The sequence below is a fragment of the Cellulomonas sp. P5_C5 genome (assembly GCF_054049655.1).
Map to the genome: position 1 here is coordinate 17917 of NZ_JBFULY010000033.1, position 26256 is coordinate 44172.

At 72.7% G+C, this 26256-nt stretch carries 23 protein-coding genes; 17 read left to right on the forward strand and 6 right to left on the reverse strand.

What is annotated here, in order from left to right; genetic code table 11:
* Genes ACXJKF_RS19285 through narI form a run of 4 tightly spaced genes read left to right on the forward strand, consistent with a single transcriptional unit; the run spans position 1 to position 6708 of the window.
* Positions 1-3702, forward strand: coding sequence for a nitrate reductase subunit alpha (locus ACXJKF_RS19285; protein ID WP_456789343.1), 3702 nt, complete (start codon positions 1-3; stop codon positions 3700-3702).
* Positions 3702-5363, forward strand: coding sequence for a nitrate reductase subunit beta (narH, locus tag ACXJKF_RS19290; RefSeq protein WP_456789344.1), 1662 nt, complete (start codon positions 3702-3704; stop codon positions 5361-5363). The genes ACXJKF_RS19285 and narH overlap by 1 nt, the downstream gene beginning before the upstream one ends.
* Complete coding sequence (gene narJ, locus ACXJKF_RS19295; protein ID WP_456789345.1) at positions 5360-5968, forward strand: nitrate reductase molybdenum cofactor assembly chaperone; 609 nt, start codon at positions 5360-5362, stop codon at positions 5966-5968. Before narH ends, narJ begins: the two co-directional genes overlap by 4 nt.
* Positions 5965-6708, forward strand: a complete 744-nt coding sequence (gene narI / locus ACXJKF_RS19300; RefSeq protein ID WP_456789346.1) for a respiratory nitrate reductase subunit gamma — start codon at positions 5965-5967, stop codon at positions 6706-6708. The genes narJ and narI overlap by 4 nt, the downstream gene beginning before the upstream one ends.
* 4 nt (positions 6709-6712) lie before the next feature.
* Here narI and ACXJKF_RS19305 read toward each other — a convergent pair whose 3' ends face one another.
* The gene (locus ACXJKF_RS19305; protein ID WP_456789347.1) at positions 6713-6952 is read right to left on the reverse strand and encodes a hypothetical protein; all 240 of its coding nucleotides are present in this window, start codon (positions 6950-6952) and stop codon (positions 6713-6715) included.
* A 385-nt stretch (positions 6953-7337) separates the two neighbouring features.
* Between ACXJKF_RS19305 and ACXJKF_RS19310 the strand changes: the two genes are divergently transcribed.
* Together ACXJKF_RS19310 and ACXJKF_RS19315 are read left to right on the forward strand one after the other, a co-directional pair.
* A complete protein-coding gene (locus ACXJKF_RS19310) occupies positions 7338-8999 on the forward strand; it encodes a glycosyl hydrolase family 18 protein (protein WP_456789348.1) in 1662 nt (553 codons plus the stop codon).
* A 149-nt stretch (positions 9000-9148) separates the two neighbouring features.
* Positions 9149-9688 (forward strand): AMIN-like domain-containing (lipo)protein, encoded by a 540-nt coding sequence (locus tag ACXJKF_RS19315; RefSeq protein WP_456789349.1) that lies wholly within the window; start codon positions 9149-9151, stop codon positions 9686-9688.
* Here ACXJKF_RS19315 and ACXJKF_RS19320 read toward each other — a convergent pair.
* On the reverse strand, positions 9650-10474 hold the full coding sequence (locus tag ACXJKF_RS19320) for an alpha/beta fold hydrolase (RefSeq protein WP_456789350.1): 825 nt from the start codon (positions 10472-10474) through the stop codon (positions 9650-9652). The genes ACXJKF_RS19315 and ACXJKF_RS19320 overlap by 39 nt on opposite strands.
* A gap of 135 nt (positions 10475-10609) precedes the next feature.
* Between ACXJKF_RS19320 and ACXJKF_RS19325 the strand changes: the two genes are divergently transcribed.
* From ACXJKF_RS19325 to ACXJKF_RS19340, 4 genes are read left to right on the forward strand one after another with little or no spacing between them, the layout of a single operon-like run.
* Positions 10610-10948: a YciI family protein gene (locus ACXJKF_RS19325; RefSeq protein ID WP_456789351.1), complete on the forward strand. Its 339-nt coding sequence runs from the start codon at positions 10610-10612 to the stop codon at positions 10946-10948.
* Positions 10945-12153, forward strand: coding sequence for an RNA polymerase sigma factor (locus tag ACXJKF_RS19330; protein WP_456789352.1), 1209 nt, complete (start codon positions 10945-10947; stop codon positions 12151-12153). Before ACXJKF_RS19325 ends, ACXJKF_RS19330 begins: the two co-directional genes overlap by 4 nt.
* A 34-nt stretch (positions 12154-12187) precedes the next feature.
* Positions 12188-13654, forward strand: a complete 1467-nt coding sequence (locus tag ACXJKF_RS19335) for an outer membrane protein assembly factor BamB family protein (protein ID WP_456789353.1) — start codon at positions 12188-12190, stop codon at positions 13652-13654.
* Entirely contained in the window at positions 13651-15135 is a 1485-nt protein-coding gene (locus tag ACXJKF_RS19340) for an outer membrane protein assembly factor BamB family protein (protein ID WP_456789354.1), read from the forward strand. The genes ACXJKF_RS19335 and ACXJKF_RS19340 overlap by 4 nt, the downstream gene beginning before the upstream one ends.
* A 21-nt stretch (positions 15136-15156) precedes the next feature.
* On the opposite strand, the gene aztD is transcribed toward ACXJKF_RS19340, so the two are convergent.
* Positions 15157-16383 carry a zinc metallochaperone AztD gene (aztD, locus tag ACXJKF_RS19345; RefSeq protein ID WP_456789355.1) on the reverse strand — a complete coding sequence of 409 codons (1227 nt, stop codon included), beginning with the start codon at positions 16381-16383 and terminating at the stop codon, positions 15157-15159.
* 111 nt (positions 16384-16494) lie between these two features.
* Between aztD and ACXJKF_RS19350 the strand changes: the two genes are divergently transcribed.
* The 3 genes from ACXJKF_RS19350 (at position 16495) to ACXJKF_RS19360 (ending at position 21792) form a co-directional block, all read left to right on the forward strand.
* Positions 16495-17973 (forward strand): outer membrane protein assembly factor BamB family protein, encoded by a 1479-nt coding sequence (locus ACXJKF_RS19350; protein ID WP_456789356.1) that lies wholly within the window; start codon positions 16495-16497, stop codon positions 17971-17973.
* A gap of 43 nt (positions 17974-18016) precedes the next feature.
* Entirely contained in the window at positions 18017-19507 is a 1491-nt protein-coding gene (locus ACXJKF_RS19355) for a glycosyltransferase family 39 protein (RefSeq protein WP_456789357.1), read from the forward strand.
* 242 nt (positions 19508-19749) lie between these two features.
* Positions 19750-21792: a glycosyl hydrolase family 28-related protein gene (locus ACXJKF_RS19360; protein ID WP_456789358.1), complete on the forward strand. Its 2043-nt coding sequence runs from the start codon at positions 19750-19752 to the stop codon at positions 21790-21792.
* A gap of 100 nt (positions 21793-21892) precedes the next feature.
* On the opposite strand, the gene ACXJKF_RS19365 is transcribed toward ACXJKF_RS19360, so the two are convergent.
* Complete coding sequence (locus ACXJKF_RS19365; RefSeq protein ID WP_456789359.1) at positions 21893-23173, reverse strand: alpha-amylase family glycosyl hydrolase; 1281 nt, start codon at positions 23171-23173, stop codon at positions 21893-21895.
* A gap of 153 nt (positions 23174-23326) precedes the next feature.
* On the opposite strand from ACXJKF_RS19365, the gene ACXJKF_RS19370 reads away from it, so the two are divergent.
* The gene (locus tag ACXJKF_RS19370) at positions 23327-23713 is read left to right on the forward strand and encodes a YnfA family protein (RefSeq protein WP_456789360.1); all 387 of its coding nucleotides are present in this window, start codon (positions 23327-23329) and stop codon (positions 23711-23713) included.
* A gap of 2 nt (positions 23714-23715) precedes the next feature.
* Here ACXJKF_RS19370 and ACXJKF_RS19375 read toward each other — a convergent pair whose 3' ends face one another.
* Positions 23716-24069 carry an MmcQ/YjbR family DNA-binding protein gene (locus ACXJKF_RS19375; RefSeq protein ID WP_456789361.1) on the reverse strand — a complete coding sequence of 118 codons (354 nt, stop codon included), beginning with the start codon at positions 24067-24069 and terminating at the stop codon, positions 23716-23718.
* Positions 24070-24245: 176 nt separating this feature from the next.
* Between ACXJKF_RS19375 and ACXJKF_RS19380 the strand changes: the two genes are divergently transcribed.
* Positions 24246-24527, forward strand: coding sequence for a hypothetical protein (locus ACXJKF_RS19380; protein WP_456789362.1), 282 nt, complete (start codon positions 24246-24248; stop codon positions 24525-24527).
* A 24-nt stretch (positions 24528-24551) separates the two neighbouring features.
* The gene (locus ACXJKF_RS19385) at positions 24552-25307 is read left to right on the forward strand and encodes a M15 family metallopeptidase (RefSeq protein ID WP_456789363.1); all 756 of its coding nucleotides are present in this window, start codon (positions 24552-24554) and stop codon (positions 25305-25307) included.
* A 1-nt stretch (position 25308) separates the two neighbouring features.
* Here the strand turns inward: ACXJKF_RS19385 and ACXJKF_RS19390 are convergent, their stop codons facing one another.
* Positions 25309-25683 carry an iron chaperone gene (locus ACXJKF_RS19390; protein ID WP_456789364.1) on the reverse strand — a complete coding sequence of 125 codons (375 nt, stop codon included), beginning with the start codon at positions 25681-25683 and terminating at the stop codon, positions 25309-25311.
* Between the two features lie 210 nt (positions 25684-25893).
* Here ACXJKF_RS19390 and ACXJKF_RS19395 point away from each other — a divergent pair, with 210 nt between their 5' ends.
* Positions 25894-26172, forward strand: coding sequence for an iron-sulfur cluster assembly accessory protein (locus ACXJKF_RS19395; RefSeq protein ID WP_055915503.1), 279 nt, complete (start codon positions 25894-25896; stop codon positions 26170-26172).
* The last annotated feature ends 84 nt before the right edge of the window (positions 26173-26256 follow it).

Genomic DNA, 26256 nt, shown 5'->3' on the forward strand with positions numbered 1-26256 from the left:
ATGACGATCGAGCAGGGACGCCGGCCTGGCCTGGACGAGGGGGTCGTCGAGGCGCTGCTGCGGACGCGGCGGTTCCTGCGGAAGAACGAGGTGTCGGCGGACCTGCGCACGCTGCACCAGATCGGCGGTCGGGACGCGGACACGTTCTACCGGGACCGCTGGAGCCACGACAAGGTGGTGCGGTCCACGCACGGCGTGAACTGCACGGGGTCCTGCTCGTGGAAGGTGTTCGTCAAGGACGGCATCATCACGTGGGAGGCGCAGCAGACGGACTACCCGTCGACGGGCCCGGACCGGCCGGAGTACGAGCCCCGCGGCTGTCCTCGGGGCGCCGCGTTCTCCTGGTACACGTACTCGCCGACGCGCGTCCGGTACCCGTACGTCCGCGGCGTCCTGCTGGAGATGTTCCGTGAGGCGAAGGCGCGGCTGGGCGACCCCGTGCTGGCGTGGGCGGACGTGGTCGGCGACCCGGTGCGGGCGGCGCGGTACAAGGCGGCGCGCGGCAAGGGTGGGCTGGTGCGCGCGTCGTGGGCCGAGGCGGTCGAGATGGTCGCCGCCGCGCACGTGCACACGATCAAGGAGCACGGCCCGGACCGGATCGCGGGTTTCTCACCGATCCCGGCGATGTCGATGGTGTCGCACGGGGTCGGTGCCCGGTTCTACGCCCTGCTGGGCGCGCCGATGCTGTCGTTCTACGACTGGTACGCGGACCTGCCGGTCGCGTCCCCGCAGGTGTTCGGGGACCAGACGGACGTGCCGGAGTCGGGGGACTGGTGGGACGCCGGGTACCTGGTCATGTGGGGCTCGAACGTGCCGGTGACGCGGACGCCGGACGCGCACTGGATGGTCGAGGCGCGGTACCGGGGGCAGAAGGTCGTCGCGGTGTCGCCCGACTACGCGGACAACGTGAAGTTCGCGGACGAGTGGCTGGCGCCGGCCCCGGGCACCGACGGCGCCCTCGCGATGGCGATGGGGCACGTGATCCTGCGGGAGTTCTTCGTGCAGCGGACCACGCCGTACTTCGACCGGTACGTGAAGCAGTACACGGACCTGCCGTTCCTGGTCGCGCTGGAGCCGGACCAGGAAGGGCAGGCCGGGTTCGTCCCCGGCAAGTTCGTCACCGCCGCCGACCTGGGGGAGACGTCGGAGAACGCGCAGTTCAAGACGGTCCTGCTCGACGAGACGACGGGGGAGCCGGTGGTCCCCAACGGCTCGCTGGGGTTCCGGTTCGGGGCCGAGGGCGAGGGCCGCTGGAACCTCGACCTCGCGTCGGTGTCCCCGCAGCTCAGCGCCGCGGGCGACGGTTCCGGGACGGCGGCCGTCACGCTCCCGCGGTTCGACGCGGTCGACGGGTCCGCGGGGAGCGTCGTGCGCGGGGTCCCGACGCGGCAGGTGGCGGGCCGCACCGTCACCACCGTGTTCGACCTCCTGCTCGCCCAGTACGGCGTCGGCCGCGACGGGCTGCCGGGGACCTGGCCCACGGGGTACGACGACGCGTCCTCGCCGTGCACGCCCGCCTGGCAGGAGACGATCACCGGGGTGCCCGCCCGCAAGGCCGAGAAGATCGGCCGGGAGTTCGCCGCGAACGCCGAGGAGTCGACGGGCCGGTCGATGATCCTCATGGGCGCCGGCACCAACCACTGGTTCCACGCGGACACGATCTACCGTGCGTTCCTCACGCTCACCACGCTGTGCGGGACGCAGGGCGTCAACGGTGGCGGGTGGGCGCACTACGTGGGCCAGGAGAAGGTCCGCCCGATCACGGGGTACGGGCTGTACGCCAACGCGCTCGACTGGTCCAGGCCGCCGCGCAACATGATCCAGACCGCGTACTGGTACCTGCACACCGACCAGTTCCGGTACGACCACTTCGGGGCCGACGCGCTCGCGGCGAACAAGGCGGGAGGCCTGTGGGCGGGGATGACGACCGCCGACGTGCTCGCCCAGTCCGCCCGCCTCGGCTGGATGCCGAGCTACCCCACGTTCGACCGCAACCCGCTCACGCTCGCCGACGACGTCGCAGCCTCGGGCGCCCCCGCGGGCGAGTACGTGCCCGCGGCGCTGCAGGACGGGTCGCTGCGGTTCGCCGGCGAGGACCCCGACGCCCCCGAGAACTTCCCGCGCGTGCTGACCATCTGGCGGTCCAACCTGCTGGGCAGCTCCGCCAAGGGCAACGAGTACTTCCTCGAGCACCTGCTGGGCACCGACTCGTCTCTGCGCGCGCAGGAGGCACCACCCGAGCACCGGCCCCGCGACGTGGTCTGGAGGGACGAGGCGCCTCGCGGGAAGCTCGACCTGCTGCTGACGCTCGACTTCCGGATGACCTCGACGACGGTGTTCAGCGACGTGGTCCTGCCGGCGGCCACMTGGTACGAGAAGTACGACCTGAGCAGCACGGACATGCACCCGTTCGTGCACTCGTTCAACCCGGCCATCGCGCCCCCGTGGCAGACCCGCACCGACTTCGACGCGTTCCACGAGATCGCGAAGGCGTTCAGCGCGCAGGCCGCGACGCACCTCGGCGTCCGGCAGGACCTCGTCGCGGTGCCGCTCACCCACGACACCCCCGACGCGATGGCGACCCCGTCGGGGATCGTGCGCGACTGGAAGGCGGGCGAGTGCGACCCGGTGCCGGGCGTGACGATGCCGAAGCTGGTCGTCGTCGAACGGGACTACCCGGCGGTCGCGGACAAGCTCGGCGCGCTCGGGCCGCTGGCCTCGTCGCTGGGCGCGACCACCAAGGGCATCACGTTCGACCTGACGAAGCCCATCGACTACCTCGGCCACAAGAACGGGCTGGTCCGTGGGGGTGCGGGCGACGGGCGGCCGTCGCTGCAGCGGGACGTGCACGTCTGCGAGGCGATCCTCGCGCTCTCCGGCACCACCAACGGGCACCTGGCCACCGAGGGGTTCCACACGTTGGAGAAGCGCACAGGGCGGAAGCTGGCGGACCTCGCGGCCGAGCACGAGGGCAAGCAGGTCACGTTCGCGGACACCCAGGCGGCGCCGACCCCGGTCATCACGTCGCCCGAGTGGTCCGGCTCGGAGTCCGGGGGCCGGCGGTACTCGCCGTTCACCATCAACGTCGAACGCCTCAAGCCGTGGCACACCCTGACCGGCCGGCAGCACTTCTACCTCGACCACGACTGGATGACCGAGCTCGGGGAGAACCTGCCGGTGTTCCGGCCACCCCTGAACATGGCGGCGCTGTTCGGGGAGCCGCAGATCGGGTCGAACGGGGAGCTCGGGATCGCCGTGCGGTACCTGACCCCGCACAACAAGTGGTCGATCCACTCCGAGTACCAGGACAACCTCCTGATGCTCAGCCTGTCGCGCGGTGGTCCGGGCATCTGGATGAGCCAGCAGGACGCCGACACGATCGGCGTCGCGGACAACGACTGGATCGAGGCGGTCAACCGCAACGGCGTCGTCGTCGCCCGCGCCATCGTCAGCCACCGGATGCCCGTCGGCACGGTCTACATGCACCACGCCCAGGACCGGCTCATCGACGTCCCCCGCTCGGAGACGTCCGGGAAGCGCGGCGGCATCCACAACTCGCTGACCCGCATCCTCATGAAACCCAGCCACCTCATCGGTGGCTACGCCCAGCTGACCTTCGCGTTCAACTACCTCGGCCCGACGGGCAACCAGCGGGACGAGGTCACCGTGATCCGCCGACGCTCGCAGGAGGTGCAGTACTGATGCGGATCATGGCGCAGATGTCGATGGTGATGAACCTCGACAAGTGCATCGGGTGCCACACCTGCTCGGTCACCTGCAAGCAGGCGTGGACCAACCGGGCCGGCACGGAGTACGTCTGGTTCAACAACGTGGAGACGCGACCCGGGCAGGGGTACCCGCGCACCTACCAGGACCAGGAGCGCTGGCAGGGCGGCTGGACGCTGAACAAGCGTGGCCGGCTCAAGCTCAAGGCGGGCGGCCGGCTGAAGAACCTGGCGACGATCTTCGTCAGCCCGAAGATGCCGTCGCTCGACGACTACTACGAGCCGTGGACGTACGACTACGAGACGCTGACCACGGCGCCGCTGCAGGAGCACACCCCGGTGGCTCGTCCGCGCTCCCTGATCAGCGGCGAACCGATGCAGATCGGCTGGAGCGCCAACTGGGACGACGACCTGGGCGGCAGCGCCGCGACGGCGGTGAGCGACCCGATCCTGGCCAGGGTCTCCACGAAGATCACGCTCGAGTTCGAGCAGACGTTCATGTTCTACCTGCCGCGCATCTGCGAGCACTGCCTCAACCCGTCCTGCGCCGCGTCGTGCCCGTCGGGGGCCATCTACAAGCGGGCCGAGGACGGGATCGTGCTGGTCGACCAGGACCAGTGCAAGGGCTGGCGCAAGTGCGTCACCGGCTGCCCGTACAAGAAGGTCTACTTCAACCACCGCACCGGCAAGGCCGAGAAGTGCACGTTCTGCTTCCCGCGCATCGAGGTGGGCCTGCCGACGGTCTGCTCCGAGACGTGCGTCGGCCGGCTGCGCTACCTGGGCCTCGTCCTCTACGACGCCGACAAGGTGCTGGCGGCCGCGTCCGTCACGGACGAGCACGACCTGCTGGAGGCCCAGCGCGGGGTGTTCTGCGACCCGCACGACCCCGCCGTGGTGCGGGAGGCCGAGCGGGCGGGCATCCCGCGGGACTGGATCGAGGCCGCGCAGCGGTCCCCGATCTGGTCCCTGATCAGCACGTACAAGGTGGCGCTGCCGCTGCACCCGGAGTACCGGACCATGCCGATGGTCTGGTACATCCCGCCGCTGTCGCCCGTGGTGGACGCGGTCGCGGAGACCGGCGAGGACGCCGAGGGCAAGGGCAACCTGTTCGCCGCCATCGACCAGCTCCGCATCCCGGTCGAGTACCTGGCCGAGCTGTTCACGGCGGGGGACACCGTCCCGGTCACGGGCGTGCTCAAGAAGCTCGCCGCGATGCGGTCCTACATGCGGGACATCTCGATGGGTCGCGACGCCGACCCGTCGATCCCCGCAGCCGTCGGCATGACCGAGCAGGAGATGCTCGACATGTACCGGCTGCTGGCCATCGCCAAGTACGACGAGCGGTACGTGATCCCGCCCGCGCACGCGGAGGCCGCCCACGGCCTGGAGGAGATCGCCACCGAGTGCAGCCTCGACTACGAGGGTGGGCCGGGCATGGGCGGCTCGGGACCGTTCGGCGAGGGGTCGGGGTCGAACACCCCGCTGGCGGTGGAGAACTTCCTGGCGCTGAAGGACCGGCAGACCGCCGACGAGGTCACGCCCACCGGTGGCCAGGGCGGGCGCGTGAACCTGCTCAACTGGGACGGCAAGGGCGCCCCACCACCCGGTCTGTTCCCCGAGCGGAAGGACCCGTCATGACGCGCGACGACGCCCGCACCCGGGCGCTGACGCACCGGGTCGCGGCCCTCCTCCTGGAGTACCCCACCGCGGAGCTGGTCGCCCGGGTGCCCGAGCTGCGTGCCGTCGTCGGGACCCGCGCGTTCGACCCCCTGCTCGACCACCTGACGACGACCCCGCTCACGTCGCTGACCGCGCAGTACGTCGACACCTTCGACCTGCGACGCAAGATCTGCCTGTACCTGACCTACTACGCGTACGGCGACACCCGGGAGCGGGGGATGGCGCTGCTCGCGTTCAAGCGGGCGTACCGGGCGGCGGGCCTGGAGGTCAGCGCCGAGGAGCTGCCCGACCACCTGTGCGTCGTGCTGGAGTTCAGCGCGACCGCGGACGTCGAGGCGGGCACCCGGCTGCTGCTGGAGCACCGCGCCGGGCTGGAGCTGCTCCGGCTCGCCCTGGTCGACCGCGGCTCCCCGTGGGCCGCTGCGCTGACCGCCGTCTGCTCGACGCTCCCGCCGCTGCGTGGCGACGAGCGCGAGGCGGTGGCACGGCTGGCCGCGGAAGGTCCTCCGGGGGAGCAGGTGGGCCTCGAGCCCTACGGCGCGATGGCGGCGGCGCCACGATGAGCGGGGTGCTGCTCTGGGTGGTCATCCCCTACGTGTGCCTGGCGTTCTTCGTGCTCGGGCACGTGTGGCGGTACCGCTACGACAAGTTCGGCTGGACCACGCGCTCGTCGCAGCTCTACGAGAGCCGGCTGCTGCGGTGGGGGAGCCCGCTGTTCCACTTCGGCATCCTGGCGGTGTTCCTCGGGCACGTGATGGGTCTGGGCATCCCGGAGAGCTGGACGTCGGCGGTCGGGATCTCCGAGGAGCTGTACCACGTCATGGCGGTGACGATCGGGGCCGTCGCGGGGTTCTGCACCCTCGTCGGGCTCACGCTCCTCATCTACCGGCGGCGCACGGTCGGCCCGGTGTTCAGCGCGACCACGCGGATGGACAAGGTCATGTACCTGTTCCTCGCGCTGGTGATCGTGCTCGGGGTGTGGAACACGGTGGCGGGCTCGGTGCTCAACCTCAACGGCGACTACGACTACCGGACCGGGGTGTCCGAGTGGTTCCGTGGCATCTTCCTGTTCCAGCCGAAGCCCGAGCTGATGGTCGACGCGCCGTTCGGGTTCCAGGCGCACGCGATGGTCGCGATGCTGCTGTTCGCGCTGTGGCCGTTCACGCGGCTCGTGCACGTGCTGAGCGTGCCGATCTTCTACCTGTGGCGCCCGTACGTGGTGTACCGCAGCCGGTCCGACCGCACGGGAAGCCGGGCGGCCCGCCCGGGCTGGAGCCCGTCGGACGACAGGGTCCGTCGCTAGCGGTCTACCCGCGCGGCGGGTGCAGGCGGTTCGTCGCCTCGGCCAGCAGGCGCTCGAGCACGGCGTGCCGGTCGAGGGCCCGTAGCAGCGCGTCGTCGTCGTGCCCGTGGCGGGCGTCRTCGACGGCGTGGTGCGCCTGGCTGGTGGCGGACGCGAGCCGGAACCAGGAAGCTCCGGCGACCTCCCGGCGGACCTGGGCCTCGGTCTCCGGTGCGATGCGGTGGTGCTGATCGACGACGGTCATGTCCTCGACCTCCTTCGTGCTGTTCGTTCCGTCCCATGCTGCTCGTCGCCACCCACAAGCCGGTGGCGACACGCGAGTGCGCTACTCACCAAGAGCGCGCGAACGTCGTCCACGTACATTCCGCGGCGCCCGAGAATGCGTCGCCGACCCCTGTGTCCTCGGCATTTTCTGAGCCATTCCTGAGGCTTTTCGTCGACTTCGTGGTAGCGCGTCCACGCAGGTCACAGACTGCGCTTTCCGTCGGGTCTGTACCGCGGAAGAGGGCCGGGGTTCATCGAGCGGACCCGTTGACTTCACCCTGTGACGGTTGTTAGCGTCGCTGTGAACCATTAGTACACACTCCTTACATATTCGACGCTCCGACGATGGACAGGGGACCCGCACGATGGCTTTCCGACACTCCCGCACGACTCCGACGGGCCGACGACGTCCCGTCCTGGTCACCACGGCCCTCGCCGCGGTGATCACGCTGCTCACCGCGCTGGTCGTGACCCAGCCCGCGTACGCAGCAGGTTCGATCGGTGCGACCTTCACCTCGGCCGGCGACTGGGGCACCGGCCACCAGGTCAACGTCAAGGTGACCAACTCGGGGTCCGCCCCTGTGAACGGCTGGACCCTCGAGTTMGACCTGCCCGCCGGGGCCACCCTCAGCAGCTCGTGGGACGCCGACGTCACCCGGGCCGGGAACCACTACACGGCGAAGAACAAGAGCTGGGCCGGCCCGCTGGCGCCCGGCGCATCGTTCACCTGGGGCTACGTGGCGACGGGGCCGTTCAAGACCCCGACCACGTGCAGCATCAACGGCGTGGCCTGTACCGGTGGCACCCCCACCAGCACGCCGACCCCGACGACCACCCCGACCCCGACGACCACGCCGACCCCGACGACGACACCCACCCCGACGCCCACGCCGACCACCACCACGCCGCCCGGGGGCAAGAAGCTCGTCGGCTACTTCGCCGAGTGGGGCGTGTACGGCCGCAACTACCACGTGAAGAACATCCAGACGAGCGGGTCCGCGTCGAAGCTGACCCACATCCTCTACGCGTTCGGCAACACCACCGGTGGCCAGTGCTCGATCGGTGACTCCTACGCGGCCTACGACAAGGCGTACACCGCAGCCGACTCCGTCGACGGGGTCGCCGACACGTGGGACCAGCCGCTGCGCGGCAACTTCAACCAGCTCAAGAAGCTCAAGGCCCTGAACCCCGGCCTCAAGGTGATCTGGTCGTTCGGTGGCTGGACCTGGTCGTCCGGCTTCACGCAGGCGGCGGCCAACCCGACCGCGTTCGCCGACTCCTGCTACAACCTGCTCAACGACTCCCGCTGGGCCGGTCTCTTCGACGGCATCGACATCGACTGGGAGTACCCGAACGCGTGCGGCCTGTCGTGCGACTCGAGCGGTCCCGCGTCGTTCAACAACGTCATCACGGCGCTGCGCAACAAGTTCGGCAGCAGCAAGCTCATCACGGCGGCCATCACGGCCGACGGCAGCAACGGCGGCAAGATCGACGCCGCCGACTATGCCGCCGGAGCGCAGAAGCTCGACTGGATCATGCCGATGTCCTACGACTACTTCGGGGCGTTCAACCCGACCGGTCCGACGGCACCGCACTCCCCGCTGACCTCCTACTCGGGCATCCCGCAGGCGGGGTTCAACACCGAGGCGGCCGTCAACAAGCTCATCGGCAAGGGGATCCCCGCCAACAAGATCCTGCTCGGCGTCGGCTTCTACGGCCGCGGCTGGACCGGGGTCACGCAGACGGCACCCGGCGGATCGGCGACGGGCGCCGCACCCGGCACGTACGAGGCCGGCATCGAGGACTACAAGGTGCTGAAGAACAAGTGCCCGGTCACGGGCACGGTCGGCGGCACCGCGTACGCCAAGTGCGGGTCGGAGTGGTGGGGCTACGACACGCCCAGCACGCTGGCCGGCAAGACGTCGTGGGCCAAGACCAAGGGTCTGGGCGGCGCCTTCTTCTGGGAGCTGTCCGGTGACACCTCGAACGGCGAGCTGATCAGCRCGCTGTCCAACGGCCTGAAGTAGGCCCGCACGCTGACGCCCGGCCGCCGGTCCTCTCCCCGGCGGCCGGGCGTCACGTCGTTTTCACCCGATCTGTCCCGATTCTCCGGCCGTAAACTGGACGATCGGGCATCGCTCCCCGACGCCCGCGCGACAACAAGGGGGGTCGTGCGATGAGACGTGCATTCTGGTCGGTCGTGCTGCTGGTGAGCGCGTTCCTGATCGTCCCGGTGTCGCCTGCCACGGCGGCGCCCTACTGCGGGATCGTGTGGGGGTCGCTCGAGAAGTCGGCGCCCGGTCTCTCGCAGGCACCGGTGGTGGACGTCCGCACCGGTCAGCACTCCTGCTACGACCGGCTCGTGATCGACGTCGCCGGCGACGTGGGCGGGTACACGGTGGCGTACGTGCCCTACGTCGTCCAGGACGGGTCGGGTGCGCAGATCCCGACGCGCGGCGGCGCGGCCCTGCAGATCACCGTGAACGACCCGTCGTACGACTCGGCCTACAACCCGACCTACAGCCCGGCCGACCCGCTCGAGCTGCGGGACGTGACGGGCTACCGCACCTTCCGCCAGGTCGTGTCCGCCGGGTCGTTCGAGGGCTACACGAGCGTCGGGCTCGGCGTCCGGGCGCGGCTGCCGTTCCGCGTGTTCACGCTCGACGGCCCGGGCACGTCATCGCGTCTGGTGGTGGACGTCGCGCACCGCTGGTGACCCGGCGGGCAGCGTCAGCAGGTCCCGCACGACCGCCGCGGTGGCCTCCGGGGGGATGCCGTGGTCGGCGCCCCCGGGGACCACGACGTGCCGGGCGTGCGGCAGCAGCGCGGCCAGCGCCGCGGCGGACTCCGGCAGACCCGGCCACGTCTGCGCGCCGGTGACGACCACAGTCGGCACGTCGACGGCGCGCATGGCCGGGGTGGGCACCCCGAGCACCGAGGTGATCGTCGCGTCGTAGACCGTGCTCTGCGCCATCGCGACCAGCGACGGCCAGCCCGGCGACGCGCGGAACTGCTCCACCAGGGGAGCGGGGATGCCGACGCCCTCCGTCTGGAACAGCGCGACGGCGTCGTCCGGCCGCCCGTCGGCGATCAGCGCCGTCAGCCGTCCCGGCAGGTCGGCGGGCCGCGCGGGAAGGGTGCCGAGCGCGAACGRCGCCTCGTAGAGCGCGAGGTGCGTGACCCGGACGCCCGCCGCGGCGGCCGCGAGGGCCAGGTTGCCGCCGGAGGAGAACCCGAACACCGCCGCGCTGCCGCCCGCGACGTCGATCACGGCAGCGAGGTCCTCGAGCTCTCGCTCGATGGCGTACGGCCGCGTGTCGCCGCTGCGGCCGCGGGCACGGCGGTCGTAGGTGACCACCGTGTGGTCGTGCTCCAGCAGCGCAGCGAGGTCCGCGCACGTGGTGTGGTCGTTGAACGCGCCCGTCGCGAACACGACGGCCGGGCCGGTCCCGGCGCGCACGTAGGCGATCGTGGTGCCGTCGGCGGAGGTGAGGGTCTGCATGAGGGCTCCTTCGTGGTGATGTCACGAGGGGGACGAAGAGCCGAGCCGTCGATGGACACCTCGCGCGATGCTGTCCATCGTGGCGCTCGCCGCTCGTCCAGGGGGAGGACCACCCACCGACAGTCAGGAGCCGTCATGCAGTACCTGTTGCTCATCAGTGCCGACGAGGAGGCCGCGGTGACGCGGATGCGCGAGGGGGCGTTCGCCTCGTTCGACACGTGGATCACCGACCTGGAGGAGCGCGGGGTGCTGCGCGCGCACGTCGGGCTGCACGAGAGCGCGACCGCGACGACCGTGCGGCTGCGTGACGGTGAGGTCCTGCTCACCGACGGCCCGTTCGCCGAGGGCAGGGAGCAGGTCGGCGGGCTCGCCGTCGTGGACTGCGCCGACCTCGACGAGGCGGTCGCGATCGCGGCGGCGCACCCCGCGGCGGCGTTCGGGCAGGTGGAGGTCAGGCCGGTGCGGGTCTCGTGACCGACGACGTGGAGCGGGTGCTGGCGGACACGTTCGCCCAGGACTGGGGGCGCCTCGTCGCCACCCTGATCCGGCTGACGGGCGACTGGGACCTGGCCGAGGAGAGCACCCAGGACGCGTTCGCGGCCGCCCTGCGCACCTGGCGTCGCGACGGCATCCCCGACGTGCCGCGCGCGTGGCTCACCACGACGGCGCGCAACCGGGCCGTCGACCGGATCCGGCGCGAGCGCGTCGGCGCCGAGAAGGTGCGCTCCCTCGTCGTGCCGCGCGACGAGCCGGACCTGGACGCGCTGGACAGCGGTATCGCGGACGACCGCCTCCGCCTGCTCTTCACGTGCTGCCACCCGGCACTGTCCCTGTCGTCCCGCGTCGAGCTGGCGCTGCGGACCCTGTGCGGCCTGACGACGGCCGAGATCGCGCGCCTGTTCGGGGTCCCCGAGCCGACGATGGCCAAGCGGCTGGTGCGGACCAAGCACAAGATCGCCGTCGCCGGGATCCGCTACCAGGTGCCGTCGGCGGCCCGGCTGCCCGAGCGCACGCCGGCCGTGCTCGCGGTGCTCTACCTGATGTTCACCGAGGGCTACGCGGCGACCGCGGGCCCGCACCTGGTGCGGGTGGACCTCTGCCACGAGGCGGTCGACCTGGCGCGCGTGCTGACAGGGCTGGTGCCGGACGACCCGGAGGCCGCGGGCATGCTCGCGCTGATGCTGCTCCAGCACGCCCGGACCCCCGCCCGCACGGACGCCGACGGCGTCCTCGTCCCGCTCGAGGAGCAGGACCGCACCCGGTGGGACCACGCCGCGATCGAGGCCGGCCTGGCCGAGCTGCGCCGGGCGGTCCGTCGCGAGCGGATCGGCCCGTACCAGCTCCAGGCACTGGTCGCGGCCTGCCACGCGACCGCACCGACCGCCGCGGACACGGACTGGGTCCGGATCGCCGGCCTCTATGACGAGCTCGTGACCGTGCTGCCGTCCGCGGCCGCCCAGGTGAACCGGGCGGTCGCGATCGGCATGGCGCACGGACCGCAGGCCGGTCTCGACGCCCTGGGCACGACCCCGGACCACCCGCTGCGACCCGCGGCCCGTGCGGACCTGCTGCGTCGGCTCGGGCGCACCGACGAGGCCGCGTCCGCGTACCGGGAGGCGCTGACGCGGACGGCCAACCAGGCGGAGCGCGCCTACCTCGAGGGCAGGTTGCGCGTCTGAGGCCTACTGTCRCGGGATGGGACCGGTGCGTCGCATGCAGCAGGTGGAGGTGGTCGACGATGACCATCCGGTCGCCGCTGCGGACGAGCCGCCGGGCCGGGGACGGTTCCGTCGCTGGTGGGCCCTGCTGCTGGTCGTCGTCCTCGCGCTCGTCGGGACCCAGCTCGTCCTGGCGGCACGGGACCGTGCCGTCTCCGCCCGGTTCGGACAGCTCCCCGGGGTGCTCGCCCCGGTCGAGGCGGACGTCGCCGCGCTCTGGCGGGTCGCCGAGCCCGACCAGGAGGTGCTGACCGACGGCGTCGAGGTCGAGGGGGCCCTCGTGGGGGTGCGCACGGGTCCGGACGGGAAGCAGAGCGTCGTGGCGCTCGACCCGCGCACCGGGGCCGGCCGGTGGACCACGCCGCTGAGCGACCCGGACGCCGTGCTGGCGCAGCGCGGCGCGCGGGCGTCGCTGACGTCGTGCGTGCGGGTGCCCGACGCGCAGCCGGACGACACCCAGCACCTCGTCGCGTGCCTCGTGTCCGACGCTCTGGTGGCCATCGGGATCCGCGGACGGCTGACGGTCACCCGGCCACCCACGGCGTCCCGCGTCGTCGTGGTCGACGCCGCCGACGGCCGGGTGGTCGCCGACCGGACAGCACCRCCCGCGCTCGCGTTCGCGGTGCTGCCCGGGCTCGTCGCCGTCGGCGTCCCCGGTCACGACGGCCACGCCGAGGTCACCGCGCAGGACCTGCTCACCGGGGAGGTCCGCTGGCACCACAGCTCGCCGCGGCCCGCCCTCGACCCGGTCGGCGACGTCTCCGGCTTCGAGCTCCTCGCGCTGGGCGACCTGGTGGCCGTGGTCGAGGTGGGCTCGAACGTGACGCTGCTCGCCGCCGACGGCACGGTGGCCCGGGAGCGGGAGCGGTACGACCGGCTCTCCCGCGACGAGGCCACCACCCGGGTGGAGGTGCTGTCGGGCTACCTGGCGTTCCGGCCCGTCACGACGATCGTGCGGCCGGGCCAGGACGACGTCCGGGTCCCCGGCCGGCTGGTCCACCGGGCCGTCGACGACGGCAGCCTGACGGAGGTCGAGCTGATCGAGGGCTCCCGCGTGCAGGCCGTGGACGTGACCAGCGGCGACGTCGTGTGGCAGGCGGACCGGCACACGAGCGGTCCCGTCCTCGTCGTGCGGGGGCTGGTGTACTGCACGAGCGGCGGCAGCCCCGGGGAGCTCGTGGCGTACGACGGCCGGACCGGTTCCGTCGTCTGGGCGGCGAACGTCGGCACGTACGACCAGCTGGCGCGCCTGATGACCGACGGCCGGGTCCTGCTGGTCGGGCTCACCCCGCAGGAGGGTGCCGGCGAGGGGACGCTCGTCGCCTTCGCGCTCGCGGACGGGCAGCGGCTGTGGCACGTGCCGCTGCCCGACGGGCTCGATGCGGCGTGGGCTCAGGGACACGTCCTGGTCGCCGGAGACGGAGCGGACCCCGCGCCCGCGGTCGTCCTGGGCCGCCCATGACTCTCACCCGCTCCGCGCGCGCCACGTCGCGCCGTGCGATGCAGCACGTCGAGCTCGACGAGACGGGGGTGCCCGCGCCAGCCCCCGAGCCCGCCGCCCCCGGCCGACGCGCGTGGCCCTGGGTGGTCGGCACCGCAGCCGTCCTCGCCGCCGGGCTCGCGCTCACGCAGGGGGTGCTCGACGCACGGGAGCGGGCGGCGACCGAGCGCCTCGCCGCGACGCCCGGGGTCGTGCGACCCGTCGGGGCCGACGTCGGGGTGCTGTGGCGGCCCGACCCGGCGGCGTCGGCGGTGATCGTGCAGGGCATCGACGTCGACGGCGCCGTCCTCGGGCTGGCCGTCGCCGACGACGGCGCGCAGGCGTTCGTGTCCCTGGACCAGCGCACCGGCCGGCAGCGGTTCAGCACGCAGCTGCTGGGGCCGGACCCCGACCGCGCGCGGTCGCTCGACCGGACCGCGGCCGGCACGTGCGTCGCGGTGCCGGTCGACGACGGACCGCCCGGCCGGGCCGCGTGCCTGGTCAGCGACGGCTTCGTGCAGTACGGCGACGAGGGGGTCGAGACCCGCAAGGCTGCGACGACCACCCGGGTGGTCGTCCTGGACACCCGCGACGGGCACGTCGTCGCCGACACGTCCGCGCCCGGTGCGACGGCACTCGCGGCGCTGCGCGGGCTGGCCGTCGTGGCGGTCCCCGCGGGGGACGGGCGCACGGAGGTGACCGGTCGGGACCTGCTCACCGGCGAGGTCCGCTGGCGGTTCAGCCCGCCGCAGCCCGGTGCGGACCGCCGTGCGTTCGCGGGCGAGGTGCGGCTGGTGGCCGTCGACGGCCTGGTCGGCGTCACGATCCCCGGCTGGACCGCCACGGTGCTCTCGTCGTCGGGCGAGGTGCTGCGCGCCAGCCGGCCGGGGGACGCCGACCACCTGCTCGACCCCGTCGCCGGACGCCTCGTCCTGCTCTCGACCACCGGGTCGGGCGCCCCGCTCTCCACGCTCGTCGAGCGTGGCCGGACGGACGTCGACCTGCCGGGCGACGTCCTCCCGTTCACGGTCGACGACGGGAGCGTGCCGGACCTCGTCCTGACGTCCGGCGGGAACCTGCGCGGCTGGGACGCGGCCACCGGCGAGGCGCGCTGGAGGTCGGACGTCGTGGCGTCTGTGAACGCCCTCCTCCTGGACGGACGGGTGTACGTGAGCACCCGCGGCGGGGTGGCCGCGCTCGACGGTCGCACCGGAGACCTGCTCTGGCGGGCGAGCTCGGGGGGGAGCACCGTGCCCGGGTTCCTCGCCACGGACGGACGCCAGCTGGTCACCACCGAGCAGCCCGTCGGCGGGGGGAACATCAGCAACCTCGCGGCCTTCGCCCTGGCGGACGGCCGCACCCTCTGGCGGGTCTCGTTCCCCGACAACCTGTGGTCCAGCGTCGCCGTCGGGCACCTGCTGATCGGGTGGGGCCGCGACGGCCGGCTGGTGGTGCTCGGGTAGCCGGCCGTCCGGGGTTCCCCGTCAGTGGGAGTGGGTGGCGCCGGCCACGCCGGTGAGCTCGTTCGGGGTCACCGTCAGCTCGACGCTCTTCCAGACCTCGCCGGTGGCGGGGTCGACCACGTGCAGGCGGCGCTGCTCGGGATCCGTCACGTACGCCATCCCGTCGAGCATGCGCAGGGTCGGCCGGGGCTGCTGCCAGTCCTCGGGCTCCGTCCACGGCTCGACCACCGGGGCGGACCGGACGAGCTGTCCCGTGACCGGGTCGATGACGTGCAGCGCGCCGTCGGTGCCCAGGACGAGGGCCGAGCCGTCCGCGCCCCTGCCGAGGGACCGGAACGAGTAGCTGGCAGGCAGGTCGACCAGCCGGAGCGTGCCGGCCACGGTGTCGACGAGGGAGACCCGGGTCGGCCGTTCGAGGTCGGCGTCGGGGTCGGACTTGTAGTCGCCGAGCACGACGCTCGACGCCTCGGTGCCCGCCTGGTTGCCGATGCGGCCGTACGCGTCCGGGGACGTGACCTTGGTGGTCGTGCCGGCACGGTGGACCAGGACGCCGTCCTGGCAGCCGACGACGACGGCCTCGTCCGCGGCGACCGCCTCGCCGTGCACCCCGGGGCACGCGTCCGAGCGGCCGGTCTCGGTGCCGTCGGCATCGAGGACCCGGATGCCCGTCCGGGCGTCCTCGGTGCCCTCGCTGACCACGACGGTGCCGTCCTCGAGCTCGACGGCGACGCCGTGGTGCGCGGTCGGGGTCGTGAAGGTGCGGGCGCCGTCCGGGCCGTCGGCGACGTGCGCGCTGTCGACCACCGTGACCGTGCCGGTGCCGTCGTCGAAGAGGGCCGTGCGCCCGCCGTGGGGCACCACGTGGCCGGGCTTCTCGGCGGGGAACGTCGTGCCCGTGAGCTCGGGGTCGGCCGCGTAGTAGTGCGCGTGGTCCCCGTGGGCCTCCGCCCAGACACCGGCGTCGAGGACGGTGAAGCCCTGCTCCGTCGAGACCAGCACGTGCCGGCCGTCGCCGGCCTCGTTGACGCGGGTGAATCCGTCGAGGGGGAGGTCCGCGAGCGTCTCGAGCGTGCTCGCGTCGAGCACCTGGAGCCCTCCGTCGTAGGTGAGGACGAGACGCGCCTCCAGGGTGGCTGTCTCCCGGGCGTCGGAGTCGTCCGCGGGCGCGGCGGCGGGGGCGCCCGCGCAGGCGGCGAGCAGGGTCAGGGGCAGGGCGAGCGTGGCCAGGGCTGTTCTCGTGGTGGACATGACGGGGACGGTAACAGCGAATGAGAACGAATATCAATAGTTGCCACGGCGACGGGGTGACGTCGGAGGAGGGGGCCGCTGTCGGGCTGACCAGGCAGGTAAGGTCCGCCCATGGCGCGGGGAAGCGACATGCAGGAGGTCGAGCTGCTCGACGGTGACGACGTCGTCGCGGAGCAGCCGGGGACGCCTGCGCGGAACCGGCGGGGACTGTGGTGGACCGCCGCCGGGGTCGCGGCCGTGGCTCTGTCGCTCGCCGGGACGCAGCTGGTCCTCGACGCCCGGGAGGACGCGGCGGTCGCCCGGCTCGCCGCCGTCCCCGGAGTCTTCCCCCCGATCGACGACGAGCTCGAGGCGGTGCGCTCCCTCACCGAGGCCGAGGCCGCCAGCTTCTGGTCCGGGGTCGAGCTCGGCGGTGCGCGGACGGCCAGCGTCGTGGTCGCGCCGGACGGGTCGCAGTCCGTCGCCGCCGTCGACCACCGCACCGGGGAGACGATCTGGTCGACCCCGCTGATGGGTCCGGACGCGGAGCGTGCGGCGTCGACGGAGAACGCCTACGGCGGCGGGTGCCAGGGCGACGCCGCGTGGGGCGAGCCCTCGACGCTCGCGGTGTGCGTCGCCACCGACGGGTTCGTGCGCTACGGGGACGACGGGACGCAGGAGCCGTTCCCCGCGACCAGCAGCCGCGTGGTCGTCCTCGACGTCCACGACGGGCACGTGATCACGGAGTGGGCTGTCGAGGACGGCGCGCAGGTCACCCTCCTCGACGGCCTCGCCGTCGTCGGCGTCCGCGACGCGGAGCACGTGGTGGTCGTCGCGCACGACGTGCTGACCGGCGACGAGCAGTGGCGCTACGAGGAGCCCGTCGATGACCGTGCGGTCACATCGCGCGAGGGTTACTGGGGACTGTTCGTCGCCGGGGACACGGTCGCGCTGTACGACGGCGCCGGGCTGGTCCTCCTGTCGCCGACCGGGTCCCTGGTCCGCGACGACCTGCGGACCGCGAGCGGCGACGCCAGCTTCGGCACCGATCCGGTCACGGGGACGTTCACGATCACCACCTACGGGGAGGGTGGTGCGCGCACCACGACCCTGCTGGCGCCCGACGGCGACCCCGCGGGCGACGTCGTGCTCCGGGGCGACCGGCTGCAGGTGTCCGTCGACGACGGCAGCCTGCCGGGCGTGGCGCTGACGATGCTCAGCCACGCGTACGCCTGGGACCGGCGGACCGGCGAGGAGCTCTGGGAGGCCGACGTCCAGCCGGGCTACAACGCCCTCGTCATCCGGGGACGCATCTACCTGACGACGTCGACCGAGGTCGTCGCGCTCGACGGGGACACCGGCGAGGTCGTCTGGCGGACGGACCTGCCGGAGTCCGGCCAGGGTCAGCTCGCCACGGACGGACGCGACCTGCTGCTGCTGTCCGCGGCGTACGACGACAGCGACGAGGGCGGGGTGACCGGGTACGACCTCATGAGCGGCCACGAGACGCGGTACGTCCCGTATCCGGCGGGCGTGTCCGACCTCCAGCTGCTCCACGGGCTGCTCGTCGGCTGGTCGTACGCGACCGAGGAGATCGCGTTCGTCGAGTGACCTGCCCTCCCGCCCGGCACACCGGTGTCGCTACGCTCCCCGGGTGGTCGTCTCCGACGTCGGCCGGCGTCGCGGCGCACCCCCTGCTGTGGCTCCGTTCGCGACGCTCTGGGTCTGCGCCGCCGCGGGCGTGCTGCTCGCGGTGCTCCTCGCCCTGTCCGGGCGCTACGGGCCGCACCGCGACGAGCTCTACTTCGTGGCCGCCGGCCGGCATCTCGCCTGGGGCTACCCGGACCAGCCACCGCTGACACCGCTGGTCGCGCGCGTGACGGACCTGCTGGCGCCGGGTTCCGTCGTCGCGCTGCACGTGCCCAGCGCTCTCGCTGCGGCGGCGGTCGTCGTGCTGGCCGCCCTGACCGCCCGGGAGCTGGGCGGGCGGACGGGGGCGCAGGTGCTCACGGCCGTCGCGACGGGCACCGGCGTGGTCGTGGTGACCCTCGGGCACATCCTGTCGACGACCACGGTCGACACCCTGTTCTGGGTCGCCATCGTCTACGTGGTGCTGCGGACCCTGTCCCGGGACGCTCCGCGCGGGTGGCTGCTGGTGGGGCTGCTCGGCGGTCTCGGGCTGCTGGACAAGCACCTGGTCGCGTTCCTGCTCGCGGCGATCGTGGTCGGCGTCGCGCTGACCCCGCAKACCCGGCACCACCTGCGCTCGCCGTGGGCCTGGGCGGGGGTCGGTGTGGCGGTGCTGCTCTGGCTGCCGAACCTCGTGTGGCAGGCGACGCACGGGTGGCCGCAGCTGGAGCTCGCCGCCGACATCCGCGACGAGTACTCCGGCGTCGGTCCACGCCTGGAGTTCGTCGGCCTCCTGCTGGTCCAGTTCAGCCCGGTCGCCGCGGCGCTCTGGATCTACGGGCTCGTGCGGCTGCTGCGGGTGCCGGCGCTGGTGCGCGCGAAGCCCCTGGCCTGGGCGTTCCTCGTGCTGGTGGTCGTGTTCCTGGTGACCGGCGGCAAGGCGTACTACGTCGTCGGCGCCGTGCCGGTGCTGCTGGCGGCGGGTGCGTGCGGGCTGGAGGAGCGGCGGTCCCGACGAGGGCTGGTCGCGGCCGGCGTCGTGCTCGCGCTGAGCGCGTTCGTCGCGTGGCCCGCCGCGCTCCCGCTGCTGCCCGAGCGGACGTTCGGGGCCTCGGTGTTCCCGGAGCTCAACGACGACCAGGCGGAGATGGTCGGCTGGCCCGCGCTCGTCGACGCCGTGGACCAGGCGGTCGCGGACAGTGGCGCCGCGCTCGTCGTCACGGCGAACTACGGCGAGGCGGGGGCGCTGGAGTGGTACGGGTCCGACGTGCCCGTGTTCAGCGGGCACAACGGGTACGCGGCGTGGGGGCCACCGTCCGCGGACCTGACCGGACCTGTGGTGCTCGTCGGGTACGAGGGAGCGCCGGGCTGGGCCGTCGGGTGCCGCGACGTGGGGCGCGTCGACAACGGGGTCGACGTGGACAACGAGGAGCAGGGCGGGGTCGTGCAGGTGTGCGACGGGCCGCGCGGGTCCTGGGCCGGGGTGTGGGACGAGGTGCGCCGGCTCGACGCGTGACGCGGCTCGTCGCCGCCGGCGGTGCGTTGGTCCGAACGGGGGAGCCGTCCCGGCTTCCTGCTGCCGGCGTCGCACGGCAGGGTCATCTTCCGACACTCTCTTGCGCACTTGCACGTAAGTTCTTGCTTTATCCGATTCGATCTTGTCTACCAGTTTGTCCAGAACGTACGGTGTGTCCCGTCCACGCGGCACCGTGCTCCCTGTCGGCCCGGTCCCGTCCCGGCTGCGCAAGGAGGCGCTCCGTGAGGAACACAGTCAGCTGGTCACGCCGTCGAGCGGCACGCACCCTCGCCCTCGTGCTCGCCGCCGCCACCGCCGTCGTCGGCACGAGCAGCGCGGCGTCGGCCCACGGGCGTCCCCCCGCCCCGGCACCCACCCCGGTCACGCGCGCCGCTCTCGACCCCGCGCTGGTCGCCGGTCGCGGTGCGGCCGTCGGCTTCCTCGAGCAGGAGGCGGAGAAGGCGGTCACCACGGGCACGGTCATCGGCCCCGACCGGACGGCGTACACGCTGCCGGCGGAGGCGTCGGGACGCTCGGCCGTGCAGCTGGCGCCCGGGCAGTACGTCGAGTTCACGCTGCCGAAGGCGGCGAACGCACTGACCGTGCGCTACTCGATCCCGGACTCGGCGACCGGTGGCGGCATCACCGCCCCGCTCGACGTCACCGTCAACGGCTCCGGGAAGCGGACCATGACGCTGACGTCGCAGTACTCGTGGCTCTACAACCAGTACCCGTTCAGCAACGACCCGAACGCCGGGCTGCTGCACCCCGACTGGTGGATCACCGAGKGCGGGTGCGTCCCCGCGGCGACGACGCCCACGCCGACGATCACGACACCGTTCCGGCCCATGCACTTCTACGACGAGCAGCGGCTGCTGCTCGGCAAGACCTATAAGGCCGGCTCCACCGTGCGCCTCACGGCACCGGCCGGGACGAACGCCGCGTGGACGGTCATCGACCTCCTCGACTCCGAGCAGGTCGGCCTGCCGCACGTCCGGCTCAAGGCCGCGAACGTGCTGCTGTTCGGCGCCGACCCGTTCGGCAAGAAGGACTCGGCGAACGCGTTCGACAAGGCAGTCGCGTACGCGCAGAAGAAGGACCTGCCCGTCTACGTCMCGCCGGGCGTCTACCAGGTGAACCGCCACATCGTCGTCGACGACGTGACGATCGAGGGCGCCGGCAGCTGGTACACGACCATCCGCGGCAAGGAGGTCGCCCTGTCGACCTCCGCACCCGACGGCTCCGTGCACACCGGCGTCGGGTTCTACGGGAAGTCCGCGGCCGAGGGCGGCAGCCGCAACGTGCACCTGTCCGGGTTCGCCATCCAGGGTGACGTGCGCGAACGCATCGACACCGACCAGGTCAACGGCATCGGCGGCGCCCTGAGCGACTCCACCATCGACGGGCTGTACATCCAGCACACCAAGGTCGGCGTGTGGGTGGACGGCCCGATGGACAACCTCGTGGTCAAGAACAGCTTCTTCGTCGACCAGATCGCCGACGGGCTGAACTTCCACACCGGCGTCACGAACTCCGTCGCGTCGAACAACTTCGTGCGCAACACCGGGGACGACGGGCTCGCCATGTGGGCGGAGACGACCACGAACTCGGGCAACCGGTTTGAGAACAACACCGTCCAGACGCCCACCCTGGCCAACGGGATCGCGATCTACGGCGGTCACGACACCACGCTCGTCGGCAACCTCGTGGCCGACCCGATCCGCGAGGGGTCCGGCATCCAGGTCGGGTCCCGGTTCGGCGCCGAGCCGTTCACCGGGAGCCTCTGGATCACCGACAACACGACCGTCCGCGCCGGCACCTACGAGCTCAACTGGAACATCGGGCTCGGCGCGATCTGGTTCTACGCGCTCCAGGGCGACATCGAGGCCGACATCCAGGTGGTCGGCGACCACTTCCTCGACAACACCTACAACGCGATCATGGTCGTCGCCGACTGGCCCGTGAAGGACCTCTACTCGGTCACGAACGTGCACTTCAAGGATGTCCGCGTGGACGGCACCGGGACCTCGGTGCTCAGCGCGCGGGCCGCCGGGTCCGCCACGTTCGAGAACGTGGACGCGCGCAACGTCGGTGCCGTCGGCATCAACAACTGCGGGTCGTTCAACTTCCCGCCCACAGGGTCCGAGTGGTCGTCCGTCGACCTCGGCGGCAACGACGGCGGCGGCACCACGGGCCCGTGGTTCGGGGCGTGGCAGCTGCCGAACACGATCACCTGCGACGACCGGCCGCCCGTCGTGGCGCCGCCGGCTCCGTCTCCCTGGTAGCAGGACCACCGCGGGCTGCGGTGAGGAAGGGGCGGCGTCCCGGCTGGATACCGGGGCGCCGCCCGTCCGGCGTGCGACGGCGGGTGGCTACGGGTGCCGGCTACGGCGCGACCACGGCCCAGCCGTGCGGCGCGACGTCGGCCCGGTCGCGGCTGGCGTCGTCGCACGCGAGGACGTCACCGCCCGGGCGCGCGAGCGGCTCGTCGCCCAGGTTCAGCGCCACCAGCAGGGCGTCGTCCCCGTCGCGCACCTCGTAGACGAACGTGGTGTTGGTGAGCGTGACCTGCGTGGTGCGTGCCCGGTGCAGCCACGGGTGGCGGCGGCGCAGCCCGATGAGGTCCTGGTGGAGCCGCAGCACCGGGTTCTCGACGAGACCGGGACCGTCCACCGCGAGCTCCGGGCGCACGGCGTCGTCGCCGCCCTCCCGCTCCTCCTTGACGCCCGTGAACCCGAGCTCGTCGCCCGCGTAGACCGTGGGGGTGCCGCCCACCGTGCACAGCACCACGACCGCGTGCGCGCGGTGGCGCGCGTCGGCGATGGTGCTCGCGATGCGCGTGGTGTCGTGGTTGCCGACGAACGTCTGCGGCGCGAACGTGTCCAKGAACTCGTCGTGCCGCGTCAGCGACCAGGCCAGCTCCCACAGGTTGGCGTCGCTGATCGAGCTCCAGATCGCCTTCCACAGCTCGTACTGGGTGACCGAGTCGACCGTCGCCTCCTGCACGAACGCGGGGTAGTCGCCGTGGATGACCTCCGCGACGAACCACGCGTCCGGGTGCTCGGCGCGCACGCGGGGGAGGACCTGCGCCCAGAACGTCGTCGGCACCGCGTACGCCGCGTCCAGCCGCCACCCGTCCGCGCCGCGGCCCAGCCAGTGGGTCATCACGCGCGTCACGTAGTCGGCCACGCTCGGGTGCGCGTGGTCCAGGGTGACCAGCGCGCCGTGCCCCTCGAAGCCGACGAACCCGCCGTCCTCGTCGCGCAGCAGCCAGACGTCGTCGTCGGAGCGGCCCTCGAGCGCGTCGACGGACCGGCGCGCGATCGCCGAGTCCCGGCCGACGTGGTTGAAGACCCCGTCGAGCAGCACCTTCAGGCCGCGACCGTGCGCCTCCGCGACGAGGGCGTCGAAGTCGTCGTCGTCACCGAGCCGGGGGTCGATGCGCAGGTGGTCGACGGTGTCGTACCCGTGCGTGGTCGACGCGAACACGGGACCGAGCAGGACGCCCGACGCGCCGAGCGCGACGACGTGGTCCAACCACGCGACCAGGCGTCGCAGGCGGTGCTCGTCGCGGTGGGCACCTGGGTCGTCGGGGTACGCCCCGACGGCTCCCAGCGGGTAGACGTGCCACCAGATCGCGTGGCGGACCCAGTCGGGCTCGGTCATCTGCTCCCTCGTCCCCGTCGTGTCCGTCGAGCGTAGGCCGTGCCGGTGGCGACCGCCGAGCCCGCGCCCCGTCGTCCGGCGCGGGAGCCGCGGATAGGGTCTGCCCATCGCCGCCGGACCCGCCCCGCGGCGCTCGGACAGGCTGGAGGACCGGTGGCCGTCGCTCGTTCCGTCGTGCTGTACGGCGCCGCCGCGGTCCTGGAGCTCTGCGGCGCGTGGCTGATCTGGCACGGCGTGCAGGAGCACCGCGGCTGGGCCTGGATCGGGGCCGGTGTCGTCGCCCTCGGCGTGTACGGCTTCGTCGCCACCCTGCAGCCCGACGCGCACGTCCGCCGCATCCTCGCCGCGTACCTCGGGGTGTTCGCCCTCGGGGCGCTGGCGTGGGCGCTGCTTCCCGACGGCTTCGTGCCCGGCCGCTGGGTCGTCGTCGTCGCGCTGGCCTGCATGGTCGGCGCCGCGCTGGTCATGTACGGCCCGCGGCAGTCCGGCAGCCGGCGCGCGTCGGCAGGGCGGCGCAGCCGGGCCCGCCCCCGGCGGTGACCTCAGGCGCTCTCGTCCGGGGGGCCCAGGTGCGGGTAGCGGCGCCGCAGCACCGGAGGTGCCGCCCACCACCACGACTCCGCGAGGTGTGCCTGCAGGGTCTGCGCGTCCACGACGTCCATCGCGATGAGCACCAGGTTGGTGCCCGCGTGATGGTCGGTGGTCGAGTACAGCTCCGGCTCCTGCTCGACCAGCGCCAGCCGCTCGCCGTCGTCCTCGACCCGGACGGTGAGCCTGTCCTCGTCCCACATGCGCGCCACCAGGTTCCGGTGGAACCACGCCGGCTGACCCCAGCTCTGCCGCTCCGTCACCTCGGGCAGCGCGAGTGCCGACCGCCGGGCGTCGTCCAGGTCCATCGGCCCATCCTGTCGGTGACCACCCACAGGGCGTGACGTCGCCCAGGTCCGCGTCCTCCCCGACCCGCAGATTCACCCGGTCCGGGGGTCGGAGCACGCCCGGTCGTCCGTCGCTGACGTGCACGGACGCAGATCGGGTCGAGGGTCGCGCGAACCGGTACTCGTACACTTGTTCGATGGTCCGGGAGATCGACTGGTCGAAGTGGCAGCGGACGCCGCGCGGCTGGGTGCGCGTGCCTCCGCGCGGCTGCCCGGCCGGTCACCGGTGGACCACCAGCGGGCCCGGCCGGCCGTCGGAGCGGTTCGTCACGTGCGGGTGCACCGTCGACCGGCACCACACGCTCTGGGTGTGCCCGACGTGCGGGATGCACTGCGCGGAGGGCTGCACGGACACGGAGCTGTGGGCGGGCACGACGGTGTCGTCGGGGATCGTCGGCAGCCGCCGCGGCCTGGTGTGAGGACGTACGCGGGATAGTGGAGGGATGGGGCGTCGGTGGGGCAGCGTCGTGGTGGCCGTCGCTCTGCTCTGCACGTCCTGCGCGTCGTCGCAGGCGAGCCGGGCCCCGACCGCCGCGCCGTCCGCGCCGTCGCCGTCCTCGAGCCCGGCGCCGGTGACCGCCCCGGCGGTCGCCGACGTGCCGGACGCGCCGGTGGTCGTGCTGCCGCCGCCCGACTTCACGTCCACCGTCTCCGAGATCACCCCCGAGCTGGCCGCCCGGATGGAGCCGTCGTGGCGCCCGGGGTGCCCGGTCCCGCTGGAGGACCTGCGCTACGTGACGGTCACCCACCGCGACTTCGACGGGGAGAAGGTCCAGGGCGAGCTGGTGGTGCACGCCGACGCGGCGGAGGCCGTGGTCGCGGTGTTCCGCGCGTTGTTCGAGGCGGGCTACCCGGTCCGGTCGATGCGCCTGGTCGACGACTTCGGTGCCAGCGACGACGAGTCGATGGACGCGGACAACACGTCGGCCTTCAACTGCCGGGCCATCACGGGCGGCACGGGCTGGTCGGAGCACGCGTACGGGCGGGCGATCGACGTCAACCCGGTGGAGAACCCGTACGTGTCGGGCTCGTCGGTGGGGCCCCGCGCGGGCCGGGCCTACGTGAACCGTCCCGACCGGCCGGGCGTGATCCATGCCGACGACGAGGTGGTCCGTGCGTTCGCGGCGGTCGGGTGGCTCTGGGGTGGCGACTGGGACTCGCCGGTGGACTACCAGCACTTCTCGCCGTCGGGACGGTGAGTCACCCCAGCCGCGCGTCGACCTCCGCCATGCGCCGCTCGGCGACCAGCCGGACCGTGTCGGCACTCAGCGGGGCGTCGGCGCCGAACTGCAGGGTCGCGCCGGAGAGCTTCCCCTCGTCGAGCACCCCCGCCAGCTCCTTCGCCAGCGGTGGGCTCATGAGGTGCAGGCTGCAGTGCGTCCTCGCGACGGACAGGGCCACGAGCCCGGTCCCGCGGTACCTGATGGTCGGCACCTGGTAGGAGATGACCTGCTCGGCGTCGGGGACGACGTCGAGCAGCCGGTCGCGCACCAGGCGCAGGGCCGCGCCCTGCTCGGGCGGGACGGCGTCGAGGTACTCCTCGACGGTGGTGGCCGGGTAACCCTCGCGCGCCATGGTTCCTCCAGGTCGACGGCGGACTCCCTGACGGTAGTGCGCAGGGTAGGGCGACCGCACGGGGAGTGCGAGCCCAGGAGCAGTCTGGACACCCGAGGTCTCGCCCAGCGGACCCCGAGTTGCATCGACGGCGCGGACCTGAGCACGGTGGAGACGTCCGATCGAGCCGCCCGCAAGGGTGGCGCCACCGGCAACCGAGAGGAGAGCCTCGTGCTCACCCTGACCGACACCGCCCGTACCGCCGTCCACACGCTCACCACGAAGGCCGGCCTGCCCGACGAGACCGGAGGCCTGCGGATCGCGCAGCAGGAGGCCGGCGGCTTCGCGCTCGCGCTCGTCCCGGAGCCGTTCCCCGGCGACGACGTCGTGACCGACGGGTCGACCCGCGTGTACGTCGACCCCGAGGCGTCCGTGACCCTGGCGGACCAGCGCCTGGACGTCGAGCCTGCGGCCGACGGCACGATGTTCACGCTCGGCCCGCAGCAGTAACGCCTGGCACCGTTAGGACCCCAGCTGTCCGAGCGCGAGCCGGGGCACGACCGGCCCGCTCGGGCTGACGACGACGGCGAGGAC